Annotated in this window: 20 protein-coding genes; 9 read left to right on the top strand and 11 right to left on the bottom strand. The window is 34.4% G+C overall.

The features are described from left to right. Positions 1–33 precede the first annotated feature (33 nt). A complete protein-coding gene (locus tag KF816_16500; protein ID MBX3009625.1) occupies positions 34–924 on the bottom strand; it encodes a hypothetical protein in 891 nt (296 codons plus the stop codon). A 152-nt stretch (positions 925–1,076) separates the two neighbouring features. Between KF816_16500 and KF816_16495 the strand changes: the two genes are divergently transcribed. Then, on the top strand, positions 1,077–1,685 hold the full coding sequence (locus tag KF816_16495) for an HAD family phosphatase (GenBank protein ID MBX3009624.1): 609 nt from the start codon (positions 1,077–1,079) through the stop codon (positions 1,683–1,685). Between the two features lie 2 nt (positions 1,686–1,687). Here the strand turns inward: KF816_16495 and KF816_16490 are convergent, their stop codons facing one another. Continuing rightward, positions 1,688–2,020 (bottom strand): ArsC family transcriptional regulator, encoded by a 333-nt coding sequence (locus KF816_16490; protein MBX3009623.1) that lies wholly within the window; start codon positions 2,018–2,020, stop codon positions 1,688–1,690. Between the two features lie 84 nt (positions 2,021–2,104). Here KF816_16490 and KF816_16485 point away from each other — a divergent pair, with 84 nt between their 5' ends. Both KF816_16485 and KF816_16480 read left to right on the top strand, forming a co-directional pair. Continuing rightward, the gene (locus KF816_16485; GenBank protein ID MBX3009622.1) at positions 2,105–4,147 is read left to right on the top strand and encodes a dihydrofolate reductase; all 2,043 of its coding nucleotides are present in this window, start codon (positions 2,105–2,107) and stop codon (positions 4,145–4,147) included. A gap of 241 nt (positions 4,148–4,388) precedes the next feature. Continuing rightward, entirely contained in the window at positions 4,389–5,315 is a 927-nt protein-coding gene (locus KF816_16480; GenBank protein MBX3009621.1) for an alpha/beta hydrolase, read from the top strand. Positions 5,316–5,356: 41 nt separating this feature from the next. Here the strand turns inward: KF816_16480 and KF816_16475 are convergent, their stop codons facing one another. The 7 genes from KF816_16475 to KF816_16445 all read right to left on the bottom strand — a co-directional run bounded on the left by KF816_16475 (position 5,357) and on the right by KF816_16445 (position 12,462). Further along, positions 5,357–5,602: a zinc ribbon domain-containing protein gene (locus KF816_16475; GenBank protein MBX3009620.1), complete on the bottom strand. Its 246-nt coding sequence runs from the start codon at positions 5,600–5,602 to the stop codon at positions 5,357–5,359. Positions 5,603–5,614: 12 nt separating this feature from the next. Then, entirely contained in the window at positions 5,615–6,277 is a 663-nt protein-coding gene (locus KF816_16470) for a fumarylacetoacetate hydrolase family protein (protein ID MBX3009619.1), read from the bottom strand. A 46-nt stretch (positions 6,278–6,323) separates the two neighbouring features. After that, positions 6,324–7,505: an asparagine synthetase B gene (locus KF816_16465; protein ID MBX3009618.1), complete on the bottom strand. Its 1,182-nt coding sequence runs from the start codon at positions 7,503–7,505 to the stop codon at positions 6,324–6,326. Positions 7,506–7,677: 172 nt separating this feature from the next. After that, positions 7,678–8,931 carry an ATP-dependent Clp protease ATP-binding subunit ClpX gene (clpX, locus tag KF816_16460; GenBank protein ID MBX3009617.1) on the bottom strand — a complete coding sequence of 418 codons (1,254 nt, stop codon included), beginning with the start codon at positions 8,929–8,931 and terminating at the stop codon, positions 7,678–7,680. Continuing rightward, a complete protein-coding gene (locus KF816_16455; protein ID MBX3009616.1) occupies positions 8,928–10,781 on the bottom strand; it encodes a tetratricopeptide repeat protein in 1,854 nt (617 codons plus the stop codon). Before KF816_16455 ends, clpX begins: the two co-directional genes overlap by 4 nt. Next, on the bottom strand, positions 10,759–12,243 hold the full coding sequence (locus KF816_16450; protein MBX3009615.1) for an FAD-binding oxidoreductase: 1,485 nt from the start codon (positions 12,241–12,243) through the stop codon (positions 10,759–10,761). The genes KF816_16455 and KF816_16450 overlap by 23 nt, the downstream gene beginning before the upstream one ends. Before the next feature lie 6 nt (positions 12,244–12,249). After that, positions 12,250–12,462: a hypothetical protein gene (locus KF816_16445; protein ID MBX3009614.1), complete on the bottom strand. Its 213-nt coding sequence runs from the start codon at positions 12,460–12,462 to the stop codon at positions 12,250–12,252. A 103-nt stretch (positions 12,463–12,565) separates the two neighbouring features. On the opposite strand from KF816_16445, the gene KF816_16440 reads away from it, so the two are divergent. Further along, entirely contained in the window at positions 12,566–13,870 is a 1,305-nt protein-coding gene (locus tag KF816_16440; protein MBX3009613.1) for a hypothetical protein, read from the top strand. A 2-nt stretch (positions 13,871–13,872) separates the two neighbouring features. Here KF816_16440 and KF816_16435 read toward each other — a convergent pair whose 3' ends face one another. Further along, complete coding sequence (locus tag KF816_16435; protein ID MBX3009612.1) at positions 13,873–14,565, bottom strand: response regulator transcription factor; 693 nt, start codon at positions 14,563–14,565, stop codon at positions 13,873–13,875. Then, positions 14,562–16,115, bottom strand: a complete 1,554-nt coding sequence (locus tag KF816_16430; GenBank protein ID MBX3009611.1) for a HAMP domain-containing histidine kinase — start codon at positions 16,113–16,115, stop codon at positions 14,562–14,564. Before KF816_16430 ends, KF816_16435 begins: the two co-directional genes overlap by 4 nt. Before the next feature lie 129 nt (positions 16,116–16,244). Here KF816_16430 and KF816_16425 point away from each other — a divergent pair, with 129 nt between their 5' ends. The 5 genes from KF816_16425 to KF816_16405 all read left to right on the top strand — a co-directional run bounded on the left by KF816_16425 (position 16,245) and on the right by KF816_16405 (position 21,148). Further along, positions 16,245–16,901 carry a hypothetical protein gene (locus KF816_16425; protein MBX3009610.1) on the top strand — a complete coding sequence of 219 codons (657 nt, stop codon included), beginning with the start codon at positions 16,245–16,247 and terminating at the stop codon, positions 16,899–16,901. Positions 16,902–17,019: 118 nt separating this feature from the next. Next, a complete protein-coding gene (locus KF816_16420; protein MBX3009609.1) occupies positions 17,020–18,531 on the top strand; it encodes a NapC/NirT family cytochrome c in 1,512 nt (503 codons plus the stop codon). Positions 18,532–18,640: 109 nt separating this feature from the next. Further along, complete coding sequence (locus tag KF816_16415) at positions 18,641–19,372, top strand: ABC transporter ATP-binding protein (protein ID MBX3009608.1); 732 nt, start codon at positions 18,641–18,643, stop codon at positions 19,370–19,372. Continuing rightward, complete coding sequence (radA, locus tag KF816_16410; protein MBX3009607.1) at positions 19,373–20,722, top strand: DNA repair protein RadA; 1,350 nt, start codon at positions 19,373–19,375, stop codon at positions 20,720–20,722. A 15-nt stretch (positions 20,723–20,737) separates the two neighbouring features. Next, positions 20,738–21,148, top strand: a complete 411-nt coding sequence (locus KF816_16405; protein MBX3009606.1) for a GNAT family N-acetyltransferase — start codon at positions 20,738–20,740, stop codon at positions 21,146–21,148. Position 21,149: the final 1 nt, after the last annotated feature.

Below are 21,149 nucleotides of genomic sequence, written 5' to 3'. Positions count from 1 at the left end.
AATTGCAGCTGAAATTTTAAGAACTGTAATTTGTTATTTGGAATCATTGATGAAATCAACAAGTTTATCAAAGGCTTCATTTTCTTCTTTTGATAATTTATTCCTGTAAGCTTCTGCAACGTTTGAAAGCCAGCGAGTGTTTAATTCTTTTGTTGCGAGTTTGATTTGTTCTTCGTATTTGGTCAAGTTTCCAAAAAGAATTTCGGAAAATTTAATAGCGGCTTTAACATTAATTAATTGATCTGAGTTCTTTTGATTTGATATTTTGATAAGATTTTTAATAGCATAATCTCTTTGAGAACAAAGTTCTACAGCTACAATTCCAGCCTGGTACATCCACTCACGGCTGTTAAAATATGGTAATTCCTTATCCGACGTTATGGTTGTTAGTGTACTAATAGCCTCTTCTATATCCATTTTCTGTCTTGAAAAACGGTCTATTACTTTAATTATCAGATTGTTTACAGAGAGAGGAATTCCAGCTTTGGCTTTGGTTATTGATTCGGGGTTATAAGTTACATCTTTTGCTACTTTAATTAATTCTTTATACTTACCCTCATCAATTAATTTGTCAAGATTGTCATGTTTTTTATTAACATTCTTTTTTAAATCTAATGAAGCCGCATATCTTTTCAGTTCTTCCCGATACTTATCGTTAGAATTTTTTATAATCTCAATTATTTTTTCATCTGAAGATTCAATATAAAATCCATTGATCGTAAGTGATTCTACTAAAATATCAAGTTTACTACGGTAGGATACATGCAATGAATAATTTACATTTTCACTTTTTGGTTCAAATTCTGGTTCCGAAAGATCAAGATCCTTCATGATATAACTTAACCGCTCTATTAAATACTCAAGTCGCGATTTATCATCTTGATGCACGGTTATTCTAATGAACTTCTTACCTAATTTAGACATGTAACTATTCTGTTGCCGATATTATTAATATATTTAACTGTAAAAATAATAATTAAGAATTAAAAATCTTGTTTATTTAAAAACTTAAAAACAAATAAAAGCTAGACTTATCTCTTTTATTTCAGAAACGGTTAATTATCAAGGAGAATAAAATGCACAATTATTCAGTAATTGTCTTCGATTTGGGCAATGTACTAATTCCATTCGATTATTCTCCGACAAAAGAATTCTTGAACAATAAAAAAGAGGGGCTCGGCGATATATTTTTTCAAACCTATAAAAACAATTACAATATTCACCAAGATTTTGAAAAAGGACTATTATCTAGTGAGGAATTCCTTTCAATAATGATGAAGTGGACTGAAAATAAAGTTACTGGGAAAGAGTTTTGTGAAGTTTTCTCTAACATTTTTACTAAAAATGATGATGTAATAGCGCTTCTTCCAATATTAAAACAAGAATATAAATTGGTACTGCTTTCAAACACAAACGAAATACATAAAGAGTATGGTTATGGAAATTATGATTTTTTGACTCATTTTGATAAACTAATTTTGTCTCATGAAGTGGGAGCTATTAAACCAGAAAAAGAAATTTACCATGCAGTTGAGAAATACACTCAAAAGCCCGCTTCAGAGCATTTGTTTATTGATGATGTAAAAGAATATGCTGAAGGCGCGATTAACTGTGGGTGGGATGCAATTAATTTTATTGGTTACGAAAATCTGGTTAATGATCTGAAAAAAAGAAATATTATTTAATACTAGAGCCACGATTTCCAAATATCAGGTTCAAACCCAATAGTGGATAGTTTTCCGTTTCGAACAATGGGGGTTCTGAATAAAAGTGGATCACTCAACAATTCTTCCTCCACGTTATATGTCATATACTTTAGATTTCTCTTTGTAAACCGTTTCCCCTCTTTATCAATTAAATTTTCTAAAGGATGAACGCTCGAAATGTTCTCAAGTTCACCTTTAGATACCCCTTTTTCGGCTAAATTACGGAAATGAAATTCTATCTTTCTTTCCTTAAAAAAGCGTTCCGCCTTTTTTGTGTCGTTACAGTCTTTTCTTCCAAATATCTGAATATTCATAAAATAGCACTCATTTAATTCATTGTTTAAGGAAAACAAATGTTATATTTTTTCACCCAATTATCAACAAGTAAAAAGGTTTTTATGAACTTAAAGAATACTTTTTTAATAATTATTGCGGGATTAATTTTTATGAATTGTTCAACAAAAGAAAAGCAAGAAGACAATTTTAAGTATGTTACTGAGCAGTTTGCTGATCTCAGAATCCAGCGATATCAAGTACCCGGATTTGAAGACTTATCACTAAAGCAGAAAAAATTAGTGTATTATTTATACCAAGCAGCACTTTATGGCCGGGATATGATTTATGATCAAAACTATAAACACAACCTTTATATCCGACGTACACTTGAAGGGATTGTAAGAACATTCAACGGCGATAAGAGTACTCCAGAGTTTGAAAAGTTCTTGGTTTATACAAAAAGAGTTTGGTTTTCGAACGGTGTTCATCATCATTATTCAAATAAAAAATTTATTCCTGAATTTTCAAAAGAATATTTTAAGGAGTTGATTGACGGTTCCGATGACTTTGAATTACCTCTTCAGAATTATGAGACAAAAGAGGATCTGTACAAAAACCTTGTTAAACTGATATTTGATCCAACCGTTGATGCTGTAAAAGTTAATCTTGATACGAAATATGATTTGGTAAAGAGTTCGGCTGTTAATTTTTATGAGGGAGTTAATCAGAAAGAAGTTGAGGAGTTTTATAAAAATAAAATAGACCCGAATGACCAGCGCCCGGTTGAAATTGGGCACAACACAAAGCTGATAAAAGAAAAGGGAGAAATATTCGAGCGAACCTGGAAAGCTAACAGCATGTATGCTTTTTCAATTCAAAAAATTGTTTATTGGCTTAATAAAGCAATTGAGGTTGCGGAAAATGAACAGCAGGCAAAAGCCTTAAAATTATTAGTAGAGTTTTATGAGACAGGTGATTTAAAAAAGTGGGATGAATATAATATTGAATGGGTAAAAGATACTTCCTCTGTGATTGATGTGGTTAATGGATTTATTGAGGTTTATAATGATCCGTTAGGTTATAAAGGTACATTTGAAGCCATTGTTTCAATTAAAGATGAAGAAGCGACAAAAAGAATTGAAGCAATAAGCAACAACGCCCAATGGTTTGAAGATAATTCACCACTGTTTCCCCAGCACAAAAAGAAAAATGTGAAAGGAGTATCTGCGAAGGTTATCACAGTTGTTGTAGAATCGGGGGACGCTTCTCCCTCCACACCTATCGGAATTAATTTGCCTAATTCTAATTGGGTAAGAAAGGAACATGGATCTAAATCTGTTAATCTTGGTAATATTGTTTATTCATACAACAAAGCGGCAGAAACGAGCGGGGTTTTGGAGGAATTCGCCTATTCAAAAGAGGAAATTGAATTGGCAAAAAAATATGGAGCCCTCGCCAGTGATCTTCATACTGATATGCACGAGGTCATTGGTCATGCATCGGGACAAATAAATCCGGGCATCGGTATGCCTAATGAAACTTTAAAAAACTACTCTAACGCACTCGAAGAAGCTCGTGCCGATTTGGTAGCGCTATATTATATACTTGATAAAAAGTTAGTTGATATTGGAGTAATGCCTTCGCTTGAAGTTGGAAAAGCAGAATATAATTCCTATATACGAAATGGTTTGATGACACAACTTTCGAGAATTGAGTTGGGTGATAATATTGAACAAGCACATATGAGAAATAGACAACTGGTTTCTCTCTGGGCGTTTGAAAAAGGGAAAAGTGAAAACATAATTGAAAGGAAAAACAAAGAGGGCAAAACATATTTTGTAATTAATAATTATGAAAAGCTGCGAAGTATCTTTGGTGAGTTACTTAAAGAGATTCAAAGAATAAAATCAGAAGGAGATTATGAAGCAGGTAAAGCCCTCGTTGAAAATTATGGTGTTAAGATCGATCTAGAACTCCATAAGGAAGTATTAGAGAGATATAAAAAGTTGAACATTGCTCCATATGCCGGATTTATTAACCCTAAACTTGTGCCGGTTATGAATGGCGATGAAATTATTGATGTAAAGGTTGAGTATCCCGATGATTTTACAAAACAGATGCTTGAATACGCAAAAGAATATTCAACATTGATGACATATAATTAGTTTGAAATATTTGATACCACAAGGTTTTCGAGTAATTTTAAGTTAAACATCTAATGATCTATCTCTGAACGCCTCCTAGTGAGGCGTTCGTATCATCTGCCAGAGTCACTCACTATTATCAAAATAATTTTTATTTTGTTGGGTAAAAGTTTCAGCTACCACGTCATAAATGATAGTCAAATTAAGAATTTGTTGCTTCCAATAATTTCAGTCTACGTCAATTCAAATTAGGAAATAAATTATGTCCAGTTTAAGAAGTAAAATTATTATTGGTCTATTGAGAAAGAGACATCTGTTCAAAGGAAAGCTTCGAAAGGAAGTTTTTGATGATAACTCCTCGATTCAAAATTTTAGAGATGAATGTGAAAAAGGTGCGTCGAAGTATTCTAAAATTCCCGATGGTGTAAAAATAAAAGAGGAAATGATTGCCGGAATAAAAGGCGAGTGGATAATTCCAAAGGGATCGAATAAAGATAAACTAATAATGTATGTTCATGGTGGAGGATATGTATCCGGCTCATGCGCTGATCATAGAGGATTTGTATCTAAGTTCGCGGAAAGATGCGGGGTTATTAATTATCTCTATGAATACAGACTTGCACCTGAGCATCCATTTCCGGCCGCACTTGATGATTCGGTAAAAATTTACGAACAATTATTAATTATGGGAAAAAAAGCTGAGAATATAATTATCGCTGGAGAATCTGCCGGAGGAGGATTAGTTCTGGCAATTCTTTTAGCTCTTAAAGAAAAAAAGATTCCACTTCCAAAAGCAGCGGTTGCAATTTCACCTTGGACAGATTTAACCTGCTCAAGCCAATCATACACTTCTAAAAATAAAGTATCACTCGCGCCCCTTAACTCTTGGTTGGTTTTCAGTAAACACTATATTGGGAATGACAAAGCTGATAATCCATTTATATCCCCTTTGTTTGGCGACCTTACCGGATTACCCCCAATATTTATTAATTCTGGTGAAGATGACGAATTGTACGAAGACGGTGAAAAGTTTTATCTAAAAGCAAAGCAAGCAGGCAATGATATTATTTTTATAGCAGGGAAGGGGATGATTCACTGTTATCCCTTGTTAGCTCCAATGTTTAAGGAGGCTACCGAGGCAATGGATGAAATTTGCGGATTTATAAAAAAACAACTGATCGACGAATGAAGCAAAAATTGAGACGCAATTATTTGCGTCTCAAAATAACATTAATTTAACCCGCACATCCCGCTTGCGCATCCGCCGTAAGATGGAACTGAACAACTTCCATTGCTACAGTTGGAACTAGGAGAATAATTCGAAGAACTAACAGATGCAGCAAAGGAAGAAAATAATTTGTTCGCATTTTTGGAATGACAATCGGGACAAATAATTTCTTCGAGTGATGTTGATGATTTGTGAAGCACTTCAAATTTTTTGTTGCAATCTGAACATTTATATTCAAAAACAGGCATTATTACCTCTAATTATTTTTTAATCACTTCAGTTTTTATTTTTCCAATATTTTCCAATTCCGCCTCAATTAAATCCCCGGGTTTAACTCTTCCAACTCCCTCCGGTGTTCCGGTAAATATTAAATCACCTTTTTCCAGAGTTAATCTTGCGGAGATATATTTTACTATATCTACTGGAGAGAAAATCATATTATTAATTGAAGTATTTTGTTTTTCAATACCATTAACAGAAAGGGAGATAATCTCATTTCCTTTTAGCACGTAATCTTTTTTAAGAACTACATCCGATACAACAGCAGCCGTATCAAAACATTTAGCAAGAGTCCATGGCTCCCCCTTTTTCCTAAATTCATTTTGAAGATCGCGAAGTGTCATATCCAATCCTACAGCGTAACCATAAATTGCTCGTTCAGCGCTTGCATCATCTGCGTCTTTGACTTCTTCACCAATATAGAGTACTAGTTCAACTTCATGATGAAGATCATTCGAATATGGTGGATGCACAACTGTATCTCCATCATAAATCACCACGGAAGATGGTTTGAGGAAGATTATTGGAAAGTCGGGTACTTCATTCCCGAGTTCTTTTGCGTGAGCAGCATAATTTCTACCTACGCAAACCAGTTTACCAATTGGCACTTGTTCATTATGATTCTTGAATTTTAATGTTTTCATACTTTCTCTTAACTAGCTCGTTTGATGCGGTAATTGATAATTAGATTCAAGTTTTCTGTTCCTTTTTTTTAGCTGCTGGAAAGAGAATATTATTTAATATTAATCGGTAACCTGGAGAATTTTTGAACAAATTTAATTCGGTTGGGGGATCTCCAACAGCATGCTGGTAATCTTCGGGATCATGTCCTCCGTAAAAAGTAAACGTGCCTCTTCCGTAATTTCCATGAATATATTTAACTTGATCTGTACCGGGTCTCTCTGCCAGAATCTGAACTGAGTTTTTAATTAGATTTTTTCTAAACATTGTTGTTTGCCCCATAAAACCTCTAACTACATTAACATGGTTCTGAACCAACATAGTTGGAACAGGATCATATTTTGCAGAAAAATCGAATAAAGTAAAATAATCATTGTTTTGATCAGCAATTTCAAGGGGTTGAATATCGATATTACTATATTCGTAAACCATGGGATTCATTTCCAACTGAAATTTTTGGAAAGCAAATGTCCTATCAAAATTTAGATTTTCCTCGGCATTTGCATCCGGAGGATCTCCATCATACATTTTATCAACAATATCAATATCCAACGCCGCGAGAGCAATATCGTATGAATCGGTCGCAGAGCACATCGCAAATAAAAATCCACCTTGCGAAACATAGTTTTTAATTTCGAGCACAACAGCTTTTTCCATATCCGATACTTTTTTATAACCCAATTCGGTTGCTTCTTTTTCATAAAGATACTGCTGTTCTATATACCATTGAGCACCGCTGAATGCGGCATAAAACTTTCCATATTGTCCGGTGAAATCTTCATGATGCAAATGAAGCCAATCATATTTGCTAAGACTTCCAGCCAGCATTTCCCTTATCCAAATTTTATCATAAGGAACTTCGGCATAATTAAGGGCAAGTATAACAGCGTCATCCCAAGGTTGATAACCCGGAGGTACATAAACTGCGATTGTAGGAGCTTTTTCTAAACGAACTACATCGGAATTATTTTCTTCACTTTGAACCTCGGCATATATTTGCGCCACTGCGGATGCCGAAACGGTTTCGAAAGAAACTCCCTTAACCTGACACTGCAAAATAATCCGTTCTGAATAATCTAATAAAAACGATCCGCCCCTATAGTTTAAAAGCCAGTCGGCACTCGAACCAGTTTTAAGTGAATTAAATGTAATTCCATAAGCTTTCAAGTGATCCGTTTGGCGTATATCCATTGGTATCAATATTTTGGATTGACCCAAAACCTGCAATGTTATAGTAAAAAAGATGATTGCAATTTTCATTCTTTTATAAATTCCAATACTCTACTATCAAATTGACTAAAAATTTCGTTTAAAAAAAAGCCATGCTTTGCTGCATGGCTCCTTTAAAAAATTAATAAGAATACTATGCTGTTTTTCTGTCACTCTCAATATAAATAGGTTTTTCGTTATAAGTAACAACATCGCGGGTGATGAGGCATTTATCAATATTTTCCTTTGTTGGCAATTCATACATTACATCTAAAAGAATTCCCTCTACAATAGAACGAAGAGCGCGAGCACCGGTTTTTCTTTCCATTGCTTTTTTTACAATTTCGTTTAGTGCGTTTTCATCGAACTCCAATTCAACGCCCTCGAGCATAAACAATTTTTGATATTGTTTTACAATAGCATTTTTTGGTTCTATCAAAATATTTTTCAAAGCATTTTCATTCAACGAATTAAGCGGTGCGATAATTGGAAGCCGACCAACCAACTCCGGAATCAAACCATATTTTACAAGATCTTCTGGCTGGACTTTAGACATCAAGTTATCCTTATCAAGAGTTTCAGTATCTGCAGTGCTAGAATCAAAACCGATTGTGTTTTTATTGATTCGGCTGGCAATAATATTTTCAATTCCATCAAAAGCTCCGCCGCAGACAAACAGAATATTTTTAGTATTGACGTTTATTAAACTCTGCTCGGGGTGTTTTCTACCACCACGCGGAGGAACGCCGGCCACAGTACCTTCTAATATTTTTAAAAGAGCTTGTTGTACGCCTTCTCCTGAAACATCACGGGTAATTGAAGTACTCTCACTCTTACGTGAAATTTTATCAATTTCATCGATGTACACAATTCCTTTTTGGGCTTTTTCAAGATTATAATCAGCCGCCTGTAATAATCTAACTAGTACAGTCTCAACATCATCGCCAACGTAGCCTGCCTCAGTTAAAGTGGTTGCATCTGCAATGGCGAATGGTACATCGAGAATTCGAGCTAAAGTTTGTGCGAGAAGAGTTTTCCCCACACCAGTTGGTCCAATCAATAGAATATTGCTCTTTTCAATCTCTACATCGTCAAGATCAAAAAGTGAATTTGTTGCATTAATTCGCTTGTAGTGATTATAAACCGCTACCGCAAGTATTTTTTTCGCAAGGTCTTGATCGATTACATATTCCTCTAAACTCTTTTTAATCAGGTCCGGGGTTAAAGATGAGTGGTACGATTCTTTTTTGGTTGAGGCGGGTGTGATGTTGTTTTTTAGGATTTCAATACTTGTTTTTATACAGATGTCGCATATGTAAACATCCGGTCCGGCAACCATGCTCGAAACTTCGCTACCATCTCTTCCACAGAAGGAACATTTGACTGTTTTGGGTTCTCTTTTGCTCATTTTAGATTTAAATTTTTATTTAAAAAATTAATTTGAGTACGGGCACGGTCAAAATATAATGAGTTAGGGAATTTTGCAAGTAATTTTTGGTAATATTCAAGGGCTGCAGAATTGTCTTTTTTACAAAAAAAGAGTAATTGTGCTATTAAAAAAGTTGATTTATCGTCGAAAATCGTTGTTTTTTCATCGTCTATTAAAGATTTAAGTATATCTTCGGCTTCAATAAAATTACCCATTGCTAAAAAAATTTCTACAATTTTTATCTGAGCGAACTCATTTAGTATCAATAGATTAGGATTATCAGCTAAAGTTTTTAATTCAACAAGTGCTTCTTTGGGTTTATTTTGAAACAAGAAAAGGTCAGATTTAGCATATCCTAACAAGCTCAGTGAATCACTTTTTGCTGCGGTAATTACAGCCGTTAATTCGATTGCATCGTTGGTAAAATTCATTTGGAAATTTGACACAAGCTCAACCAACTTAATTGATGCGTCAGAAAATTTCCCCTCCCAGAAATCAATTTTTGCACTTATAAATTTAGCTTCATTTAATTCCTCAGCAGAATAACGGGAATTGCTAAACGCTTGTTCTAAAAAGTTACGGGCATGAGAAAGATTATTAAGAGAGATCGAATTTTTTGCAAGTCCAATGTTTGAATTTAAAGCAAAGATCGAAGTAGGAGATTCAATCAAAATTAGTTTATATAAAGAATCTGATTGTTCATAATCACTAAACTTAGTTCTTAATATTTCGGCCGCATTAAAAAGTGCTTCAACTCTGGCGGCATTCGATCTATAACTTTCGGCAAATAGTAAATACATTCTTATAACATTTTCGTAATCAACTCTAAATTTTGTATTCTCAAACCTGATGGGCAACCATTCATTTTCTGTAATCTCTTTTTCCTTAATTGAGGACTCTAAAGTTTTAGCATAACCAAGTTTTGAGGGCATTATATTTATCGATGCGGGATAGTTATCAATCAAATACTCAAATACTTTTGCCGACCATGAATAGACTTTGTTGCGATATAGCTCTTGGGCTAAAATATAAATCATTGTGCCATCTTTGCCTAGTTTTCTTTCCCCCTCAATTGTGGTTTTAAATGCTTCTTCGTAATTACCTATGGCCAAATAAACCGATGAAACAATGTCGTAAAGTGCATGAATAGAGTTTAAATTTTTCTTGAATATTTCAATAATTTGTTGGGCTGCATCGGGGCGCGTAATAAAATTTGTAATTCGCGATTTAATATATTGATTCTGATCAGGTCGCAATTTCAGAATTTCGCAATATTCTTCTGCGGCTTCACGATACTTCATATTGGCCGCGTAAATATTGGCAAGATCAAGGGAAAACATAAAAGATTCACCGCTATTTCTCTTCCCTCTTGTCAGTACTTCTATTGCCTTTGAGTAGTCTCTTGATTCAATTGCATAGTTTGAGATTACTCTATAGATAATTGACTGATTTGGGTTTGTTCTTATTCCAGCCTCCCAAATTGAATCTGCTTTTGCCGAGTTGTTTTGATATTTATAAACAAGTCCCATCATTCCATAAAGATTAATATCCATAGGATTTTCATTTAATCTCGTTTGAAGTAGATGAATTGACCGCTCATATTTTTTTTGGTTAATCAGTACCCGATTTAATGATTCAAAGAAAGTATAATTTGTTGGCTGAAGGGTGAATAATTCCAGGTAAAGTCGCTCAGCATTTTCTAATTGATTAGATCGCTCGTACGATTCCGCAAGTCTGTATTTATTATCCAGATTTTGCTGTTGAGCGATTACCTGCCATGAAAAAATTAGAAACGCAATAATAATTTTATAAATTAGACTTAAGTTCATCAATCAATTCTTCATTAAATAAATTCCCTGGCGAAAGAATGTTTTTGGGATCAAAATAGAGTTTTACTTTTGCCATCTCCTTAATTGTTTTCTCCCCATACATCATTGTTAAATAATCTCTTTTTGCTTTTCCTATTCCATGCTCAGCTGAAACAGTTCCGCCTAACTTAACCGCTTTTTTACAGATCTCGGTATAAATATTTTTTGCCTTCGCAAACTCATCATTATTCTTTGGCAGCATATTTAAGTGCGGATGACAATCGCCAAAGTGACCATAAATCACATAATCTATATTTTCCCTTTGAGGTAAGGCTTTCATGAAATTAAAGTAATCACGAAATGAATTAACTGGAACAGACGTATCGGTCCCCACTTTTCTAAAATTATGCCGTGTTATGTATTCATTCACTTTCCATGAAATTGAATGGCGAAAATCCTTAAATTTTTCAAGGTCAACGGCATTGGCGGCAATCCACGCCTTTTCTGCATCAGCATTATGTTTTATTATCAAATCCAACCATTTACCAAGCAGTTCATCGGTAAAATTCTCTTGTTCGAACCAAACTGCGCAACCAGCTTCATCTGGAATGTTGTTAAATTCATTTGAGAGAAATTTGAGAGAATTGCCATCAAAAAATTCCAGACCTCTGGCGGATAATTCTGATTCGGAATTTTCACTGTTGCGTGATGCGGATCGGGCTTCATCAATGAAATTAAGGCCATCATTCTCATCATCAAAAAATACAATTACTGACAAAAGTTCTTTAGGAAGCGCAATCAACTTAAGTTTTATTTCAGTAATAATCCCTAATGTACCTTCTGAACCAATGAATAAGTCAATCAAATCCATACCGGATTTAATAAAATAACCGGAAGCATTTTTTACAGTCGGCATTTGTACGTTTGGCAATTCTAATGAGTAACTATTTGTTTCGGTACTGAATCTTAATGAATTTCCATCAGCGATAAACTCACCACGACTAATACTAAGAATCTCACCGCAAGGTAAAATAACATTTAACCCAATCACATAATTTCTGGTAGCACCATATTTAAATGATTTAGCTCCAGAGGCATTTGTAGCTACATTACCACCAATAAAACAATTTCTCTCGGTTGGATCGGGAGGATAAAATAGTGATTTGCTCTCCACAAAATTTTGTAGCTCAGATAGAACTAATGCTGGTTGAACCCTAATCCATTTTTCTTTCTCATTAAACTCAATAATATTATTCAATTTTTGAAGTGAAAGAATTGAACCTGACAGAGGCACTCGTGATCCAGTGACACCTGTTCCGTTGCCGGCTACCGTAATTTTTTCTCCAGTAAGATTACAACTTGTTAGAATAGAACTGATATCTTTTTCGGATTCTGGAATATATAGTTTCTCGGCATCCCCTTTAAAGTTAGATGCGTCAACCAAAAAATCTAAAAATTCATCTTTGTTCGTTTTTTCAATCATGACCAGCTATACATTAACGTTATACTTTTTCATAACAGTTTCCCATTCATCAATGGAAAGTTGAACTGATTCTTCGATTAACATAATCGGGATATCATTTTCAATTCTATAACACCGCCTTGTTTTTTTATCCATTGAGACCAACCTTGAACCATCCAAAACCAAATCGGCCTTAGTTTGGGGGCAGCACAAAATATCCAACAATTCTTTTGCAATCATAATTACTCCGCTAAAATCGTTGTTCAAAATTTAGGAAGAAAAGTAGACAAATATATGGTATTGAAAAATCCCCTATCTTAGTAATGCTAATTTTCGAAAATAGATGAACGAAGAACTTTCATACAAAAAAATATTTCAATTTTGGTTCCCGCTTTCGGCAACCTGGTTAATGATGGCCGTAGAAGGCCCATTTTTAACAGCTTTAATAGCACGATTTGCCGATCCGGAATATAATTTAGCCGCCTATGGTGTGGCTTTTTCAATTGCATTAATTATTGAATCTCCGGTTATATTGCTGCTAAGCGCATCAACTGCACTTGTCGAAAATCGTGAAACTTATCAAAAACTTAAAAAATTTGTTTATATACTAAGCGCATTCACAGTTTTCTCAATTTTGGTTTTGCTGATTCCATCAATTTATAATTTTGTTGCTATTAATCTTATTAAGCTGCCACAAAGAGTTGCTGATCTAAACTATTACGCTCTTATAGTCTTAATTCCTTGGGCTCCTTCAATTGGATACCGAAGGTTTTATCAAGGGATAATGATTCGTTCCGGAAAAACAAAACTGGTGGCTTACGGAACTGTGATACGATTAGCAGCTATGGGTTTAACTGGTACATTACTATATTCATCCAAAATGGTTGATGGAGTTATGATAGGCGCTTGTGCTCTCTCGGCAGGTGTAATCACCGAAGCAATAGCTACTAGAGTTATGGTGGGGAAGTTACTAGTTAATTTTTTTGATAATAATTCAGAAAACAAAAAAAGTATTAATCAAAAGGATATATTTAAGTTTTATTACCCTTTGGCACTTACATCATTTATTTCTTTAGGAGTGCATCCAATTGTTACATTTTTTATGGGACAAAGCAGAATGTCTTTGGAATCGCTAGCGGTACTACCGGTTCTACATGGACTTGTCTTTATTTTCAGAAGTTTTGGTTTATCGTATCAGGAAGTTGGAATAGCGTTGATCAAAACACAAAAGGAATATATTAAACTTCGCAACTTTGCATTCGGAATGGCGGTTTTGGTTTTCACGGCGCTGGGGTTAATAGCATTAACGCCATTATCGATGTTGTGGTTAACAAATGTTGCTGGTTTAACCACGAAACTAGCTGAGTTTGCCAGAATTCCATTAATTATCTATTCGTTCTTCCCTGTTACAACCGTGTGGATTAATTTTCAGCGAGCCGTTCTTGTTAACACTAGGCATACTGAACCAATCACAATGGCGACAGTATTGGAAGTATTAGGAATAATTTTTGTATTAATAGTTTTTATTAATTACCTATCGGTTGTTGGAGCGGTAGCCGCTGTTTCAGCATATACCGTTGGAAGGTTGGCGGCAAATTTTTATTTAGTGAAACCTTTTAATAGATATCTAAAAGAAATTCCTAATTAATATTACTTTATTGTTAATCTGTAACCCGTACCATGAATGTTCTCGATCTCACAGCACTTATCTTCTTTCAAATATCCTCTCAATTTTGTTATATAAACATCCATGCTTCTAGCGGTAAAATAATTATCAATTTTCCAGATTTGATTTAAAGTCTCAGATCTTGAAACAATTTTACCTACATTTTTACACAAAATAAAAAGCAGATCAGCTTCTTTGGGGGTGAGTTTTTGCTCCAATTTATTTATCCGTAGAATTCTTGAATTATGATTGAAATAAAAATTGCTGATTGTAAATACCTCTGTTTCAATATTTAGTATGCCAGACGATGACCTCTTCAATATAGCATTTATTCTCAATACTAATTCTTCAACACTAAATGGTTTGGTTAAATAATCGTCGGCACCCAATTTAAATCCTTCAACTTTATCTGTTACTAATGATTTTGCCGTTAGGATTAAACATGGAGTCTGCTGATCTTCTCTTCTTATTTTTTTGAGAAGTGAAAACCCATCCATCACCGGCATCATTACATCAATAATGCAGATATCCGGTTTGTGGATATTGTAAAACTCGAAACCTTCATCTCCATTTATAGCATGAACAACTTGATAATTTTTTAGATTAAGAAATTCAACCAATATTTGACTTAAATTTTTATCATCCTCCACAAGCAATATTTTTACTTTTCGTATCATCTTGATATTGGCAGTTCAATTATAAATGTTGATCCTTTTCCTGGTTCACTATTTACCCTAATAATTCCACCGTGAGCAATCACAATTTTTTTTACATAGCTCAATCCTATTCCATTGCCTCTTACATTTTGAATATTACCCGATTGTACACGGTAGAATGAATCGAATATCTTGTTTATATGCTCTTTTGAAATACCAATCCCATTATCAGAAACCCTAATTATTATTTTTTGATTTTCATTATGTGTCGAAATATTAATTGTGGGGTTGTTCTGATTATACTTTATTGAATTATCAAACAAATTGGAAAACATATTATTAAGGTGGAACGAATCTCCCCAAATTGGACACACCGCAGCATTTAATTCTAAGTTAATCTTTAATTTACTATCCCTTTCTAAACTAGAAATTTTCTGAACCGACTGACGAATTATATCGTGAATATCCACCCGCTCATTTTTTAGATTAAATGATTCCTTTTCAGATAAAGCCGCATTTAGAATAGAGTCCACCATTGTTTGTAAACGTATATTTTCTTCCCTAATAATTGAAGCATATTTTCCGAGCGATTCAGAATTGTTTACCAAAGCAGGCTCATTTAACGCTTCACATGCAAGAGAGATTGTCGAAAGGGGAGTTTTAAATTCGTGTGTGATATTGTTAATTAAATCATTCTTAATCTCGGTTATTCTTTTTTGTTGCAGAAGCATTTGAACTGTCTTGTAAAAAACACCCGAAATCACAAGTGTTAACAATAATGCTACAATTAGCATCAAAGAAATTTTACTAATAATAAATGAATTGACATTCGGGAAATAAACCAGCAGTTGACTTGGCGTTCCTATTATTTCTTCAGGGAACAAAAATGTGCTGTGTTTGGAATTTGCGAGATTTAGCGAATCACTCTTGATAGGTAAAACGGAGAACAAATTATTACTTGTTGATTTAATGCCAAAACTGAATTGTAAATCTATTCCTCTATTTTCAAATTCATTTTTAAGAATATTATTTAACTCTTGCGGATTGATTCTTTCATGAATGGGTTTAAGTTTGTTTTCGTTTATTAACTCGGTTACTACCTCTTGAACCAGGATTTTTCTTCGATTCTTGTTTGTTTGTTGCTTTTTCTTCCCATTACCATCATCCAACATAATTTTTAAATTGGGACTTGGAGCAACTATTCGTATGTGCAGAGAATCTGTTTTCGGCTTCCCGTCTCCTTTTATCGTATCAATTTTTTTCTCAACTATATTTAAGTATTTCACTTTTCTGGAAGTGTCTTTGTAATTCCATGTGAAAGTAGTAGAATCTGCATTCTTTACAAAGAAGAGAAAATCTTTATCTCCACTAGCTTTTTGGGTGATTGCCTTAAACACTTCTTTCTTTTCAAGTTTTTGCACTGAATAAAAAAGTGCGTCGTTTACCGTTCTGTTAAATCGTTCCTCTTCAATCTTTATTAGGGTTACAATCCAATAAATTTGAATCGCTATTAAACCGGCAACTGCTGCAACCATTAAAGCAACAATGAATTTTAATTTTTTCCTATTCATGTATTCAAAAATATACTAATGTATTGAAGAATACATACTTTTAACACTTTTTAACATTTTTTAAGGACTCTTTAATACTATTTGAATGTACAAGATTCTAATTTTACTCAAAACAAAAAGGAGAATAACATGCAGTACAATTCAAACACTAAGCTGGTTGCATCCCTAACAATCATGATAATTCTTATAATTAGTGGAGCAATTCTAGCACAGGATAAACCGGAAGTAAAATCGAAGCTCGATGGTAAGATTGAAAAAATTACTGTTAAGGTCGATGGAAAAGATGTGGTTTATGAAGGTAAAGAGGCGGAAGAGCTTGGCAAATTATTGAGAGCAAAATCTGATAAGAAAATGATTTTTATTACCTCAGATGGCGAAGAAAACTTTTCGGGAGAGGCCCGTAAATTCAAATTTATTGCTGAAGAGGGAGATGCAAAAGAAATCAAAAAAACAGTTAAAGTTGAGCGGGTTGACGGGAAGAAAAAAATATTGATTACAACTGATAAGGATGGAAAAGTAGAAACCAAAGAATTAGAGGGAGATGAAGCCGATGCCTTTTGGAATGAAAAGGAAAGCGGCAAAGAATTCAAGATCAAAATTAATAAAGATGGAGATGATGAAAATGTAATGATTTTTAGATCCGCTCCAAGACACAGAGGCTGTTGTTGCTGTGGCGGAGGAAATATGCATTCACCCATGCACGAAAAAAGAATTGAAAAAATTATAATCGAAAAAGAGAAATCGGATAACAAAACTGATGATAAAAAAACTGAAAAAACGAAATAGTTAATTTAGAATGCCCGCTCTCTCAAAGCGGGCATTTTTACCCAATATCTTTTTTCTTTCCATTTATATTACCGTTCACTAAATTCACACCGGCATACAAACAAAAAAGTGTGGCATCATGAAATTAAAATTTCCTCACTCTTCACAAAATTGGATTTCTCTAATAGGGGCAACAATTGCGCTAATCAGCTTTTTTATGATTGTTTTCCTTTTTGTTGTAGATACATTCTTCGAAAAGGGGAATACCTATTTAGGACTAATTATTTTTATGGTTCTTCCTGCAGTGCTTTTATTTGGATTAATTTTAATTCCAATCGGCATGTATAGAAAGATCAGGAGAGAAAAAAGAGGCATAGTTACAGAAAAGCCGGGCTGGCCTGTAGTTGACTTAAACAATATAAGAACTAGAGGTGGTTTTATTATTTTTTCTGTTGGAACATCAATATTTTTACTTGCAACCGCAGTAGGGAGTTATGAGGCATTTCATTACACCGAATCGGTAGAATTTTGTGGTGAATTATGCCATGAAGTTATGAAACCAGAATTTGTTGCTTACCAAAATTCATCTCACTCTCGGGTAGCTTGTGTAAGTTGCCATGTTGGCGATGGTGTTGGCTGGTATGTAAAATCTAAAATGTCGGGGTTATATCAGGTTTACGCAGTAGCTATGAACAACTTTCCCCGCCCAATTCCCACACCAATTGCTAATTTGCGTCCAGCGAGAGAAACTTGCGAGGAATGCCATTGGCCCGAGAAATTTTATTTTAGAAAACTCCGTATTCAAAAGCATTATTTAAGTGATGAAAACAATTCTGAATGGGATATTAATTTAACCATGAAAATTGGATCGGAGTTAAGCGCGTTAGGTTTACAGGAAGGAATTCATTGGCATATAAATCCCGATATTAAAATCGAATATAAAGCCTCAGACAATCAGAGAAAAAATATTCCATGGGTAAAATATACAAACCTTAAAACCGGCAAAGAGACGATATATCTCGAAGAGGGTATAAAATTATCAGCACAGGAATTGGAAAACCTCGAAACCAGAACAATGGATTGTATGGACTGCCATACGCGCCCATCCCATAATTATCAGCCCCCAGCATTTTTTATTAATAATGCAATTACAGCGGGTAAAATTCCTAAAGAACTAAAACAAATAAAATTTGCCGCAATGGAAATTATGAGAAATGATTTCCCGACCAGCGATTCGGCAATGAAAGGTATTTCCAGGATGATTAATGATTTCTATAAAGATAACTATCCCGAGATATATGCGAATCAACAAAATTTAATTAAGAAAGCAGTTGTGGGAATCCAAGCCGAGTATTCAAAAAATATTTTTCCCGAAATGAAAGTTAAATGGAGTCATTATCAAAACAATATTGGGCATCTTGAGTTTAATGGATGTTTCCGATGTCATAATGACAGTCACAGTTCTAAATCTGGTGTAAAAATTTCTAAAGACTGCAATTTGTGCCACACAATTAATGCGCAAGGATACACGGATAAGCTGGAGATATCAAATATTAATTCTTCGCTCGAGTTTAAGCATCCAGGTAATTCTGTAACCGATGAATGGAAAACTATGTTGTGTGTTGAATGCCATACCGGATTGAATCCATAAAAATTACTCCTAATTAAATGAAGTAGTTTTTGATATAAAAGAGTTATTCATAGTCTGGATAACTCTTTTTTCTTTTCTATATTTCAGCTGTAATTAATCAATTTTAACAATGATCGAAATTAAAAGTCTTCATAAATCATTTGGCTCAAATAAAGTGTTACGCGGCGTCGATCTTTCGATTAACGAAGGAGAATCGTTAGCGATTATTGGGAGAAGCGGTTGTGGCAAGAGTGTACTTCTAAAACATATAGTTGGATTGCTAAAACCTGATGAAGGATTTGTAAAAGTTGAAGGGGAAATAGTTCATCAAATGAACGCAACTCAAATGTATAAAATGAGGCAAAAATTTGGATATCTTTTTCAAGGTGCCGCTTTGTTTGATTCTATGACCGTTGAGGAAAATGTTGCCTTAGCTTTAATTGAAAACCAATCCCAAATCTCGAAAAAACAAATTGATGAAATAGTTGATGAAAAGTTATTATTGGTGGGACTCCCTGGTACTCAAAAACTAAAACCTTCAGAATTATCGGGCGGGATGAAAAAAAGGGTTGGGCTTGCAAGAGCGCTAGTCACAAATCCAAAATATATTATGTATGATGAACCAACTACCGGGCTTGATCCGGTTATGTCCGACGCAATTGATGATCTAATAAAATCATTAAATGAAAAACTAACCGTAACATCAATAATTGTTACGCATGATATGTTTAGTGTGAAAAACACCGCTGACAAAATTGCAATGATGAATGAAGGACAGATATATTTTGTTGGAACTCCCGATGAATTACTAAATAGTCGAGATCCAGTTATTCAAAAATTTATTCAGAGAACCGGAATATAAATGAGCAAAAACAAAATTAAATATATTTGCTCTAGCTGCGGATTCGACTCACCAAAGTGGTTGGGAAAATGCCCTTCGTGCGAGGAGTGGAATTCATTTACAGAGGAATTAGTTGAAGAAAAAAAAGGAAGAAGCAAAAAAAATACTTCTCAAGTAAAAGTTCAAAAACTAAATGAACTTAGCTTTCAATTGGAAGAAAGAATTACTACAAATTTAGAAGAATTCGATCGTGTACTCGGCGGGGGATTAATGCCCGGCTCTGTTGTATTAATTGGGGGTGATCCCGGCATTGGAAAATCAACTTTGGTGATGCAGGCCGCTTCTAAAATTAAGGGGGATGTTCTTTATGTTACCGGGGAAGAATCGGCAAATCAAATAAATTTAAGAGCCAAGCGACTTAAAATAAATACCGATAGTTTATCAATTCTAACCGAGACAGATCTCGATTATATTTTAAACGCCATAAAGAGTGAAGAACCTAAAGTTGTTATTATTGATTCAATTCAAACAACATATAAATCCGAATTTGACAATGCCCCTGGGACAGTAACCCAGATTAGAGAATGTACTTATGAATTAATGCAGGCGGCAAAAAAGAATGGATTTGTTGTAATTGTAATTGGGCATGTTACTAAAGAGGGAGCAATTGCGGGACCTAAAATTCTCGAACATATAGTTGATACGGTATTACAGTTTGAAGGGGAAAGAAGTCATTCCTACAGAATACTGCGAGCTCAGAAAAACCGTTTTGGAAGTACCAATGAAATCGGCATTTTTGAAATGCACGACGATGGACTACGGGAAGTTACAAATCCGAGTGAAATATTCTTAAGTGAAAGAGATCATCAGATTACAGGTTCTGTAGTAACCGCGAGCATTGAGGGTACACGCCCCGTTTTGCTCGAAGTGCAGGCACTGGTAACCCCTTCGCCATATGGGATGCCTCAAAGAGTTGCAACCGGATTTGACTACCGGCGTCTTTCAATTTTACTTGCGGTGCTGGAAAAGCGTGCGGGTTTAAAATTATCATCCCAAAATGTTTTTTTAAATATCGCTGGAGGAATACGAATTGAAGAACCTGCCGTTGATTTGGCAATCTGTTGTGCGATAGCTTCAAGCTATACAGACAAATTTGCGAAAAATGATATTGTAGTTATAGGCGAAGTAGGTCTTGGTGGAGAAGTTAGAAGTGTGAGCAACATCGAGAAGAGAATTCAAGAAGCTATCAAACTTGGTTTTAAATCAATTGTTGTTCCCGTGAATAATATTAAATCTATTAAGCAGAATAATCAAATAAAGATTATTTCCGCCTCAGATATCAAAACAATAATTCAACAAATACTTTCATAGAAATAGAATCCAGTAATGAATCTTATTTATAACCGGGAAGAAAAACTTTCGGTAGAAGAGTTTGTTAATGTTTTAAATGAATCGGGATTAGGGGAGCGAAGACCTGTTGACGATAAAGACCGAATCGCCAAGATGGTGGCTAATGCCAATTTAATTATAACTGCGCGCTATAAAGGTAAATTAATCGGGGTTGCCAGAGCTTTAACAGATTTTACCTACTGCACTTATCTTTCAGATTTGGCGGTTAAAGTTGATTTTCAAAAGAGGGGAGTTGGTAAAGAACTTATAAAACTAACTTATGAGGCTTCAAAACCTGCTAAATTAATTTTACTTTCGGCACCGGCGGCTGTTGATTACTATCCTAAAATTGGAATGGAAAAGCATAATTATTGTTACATACTCTCCGATATTGTAAAGCTTAAATAAT

This window comes from Melioribacteraceae bacterium, assembly GCA_019638015.1.
Taxonomy (GTDB): Bacteria; Bacteroidota; Ignavibacteria; order Ignavibacteriales; family Melioribacteraceae; genus JAHBUP01.
Note: the sequence above shows the minus strand (reverse complement) of the source record. Positions and strands in the feature narration are given on the sequence as shown.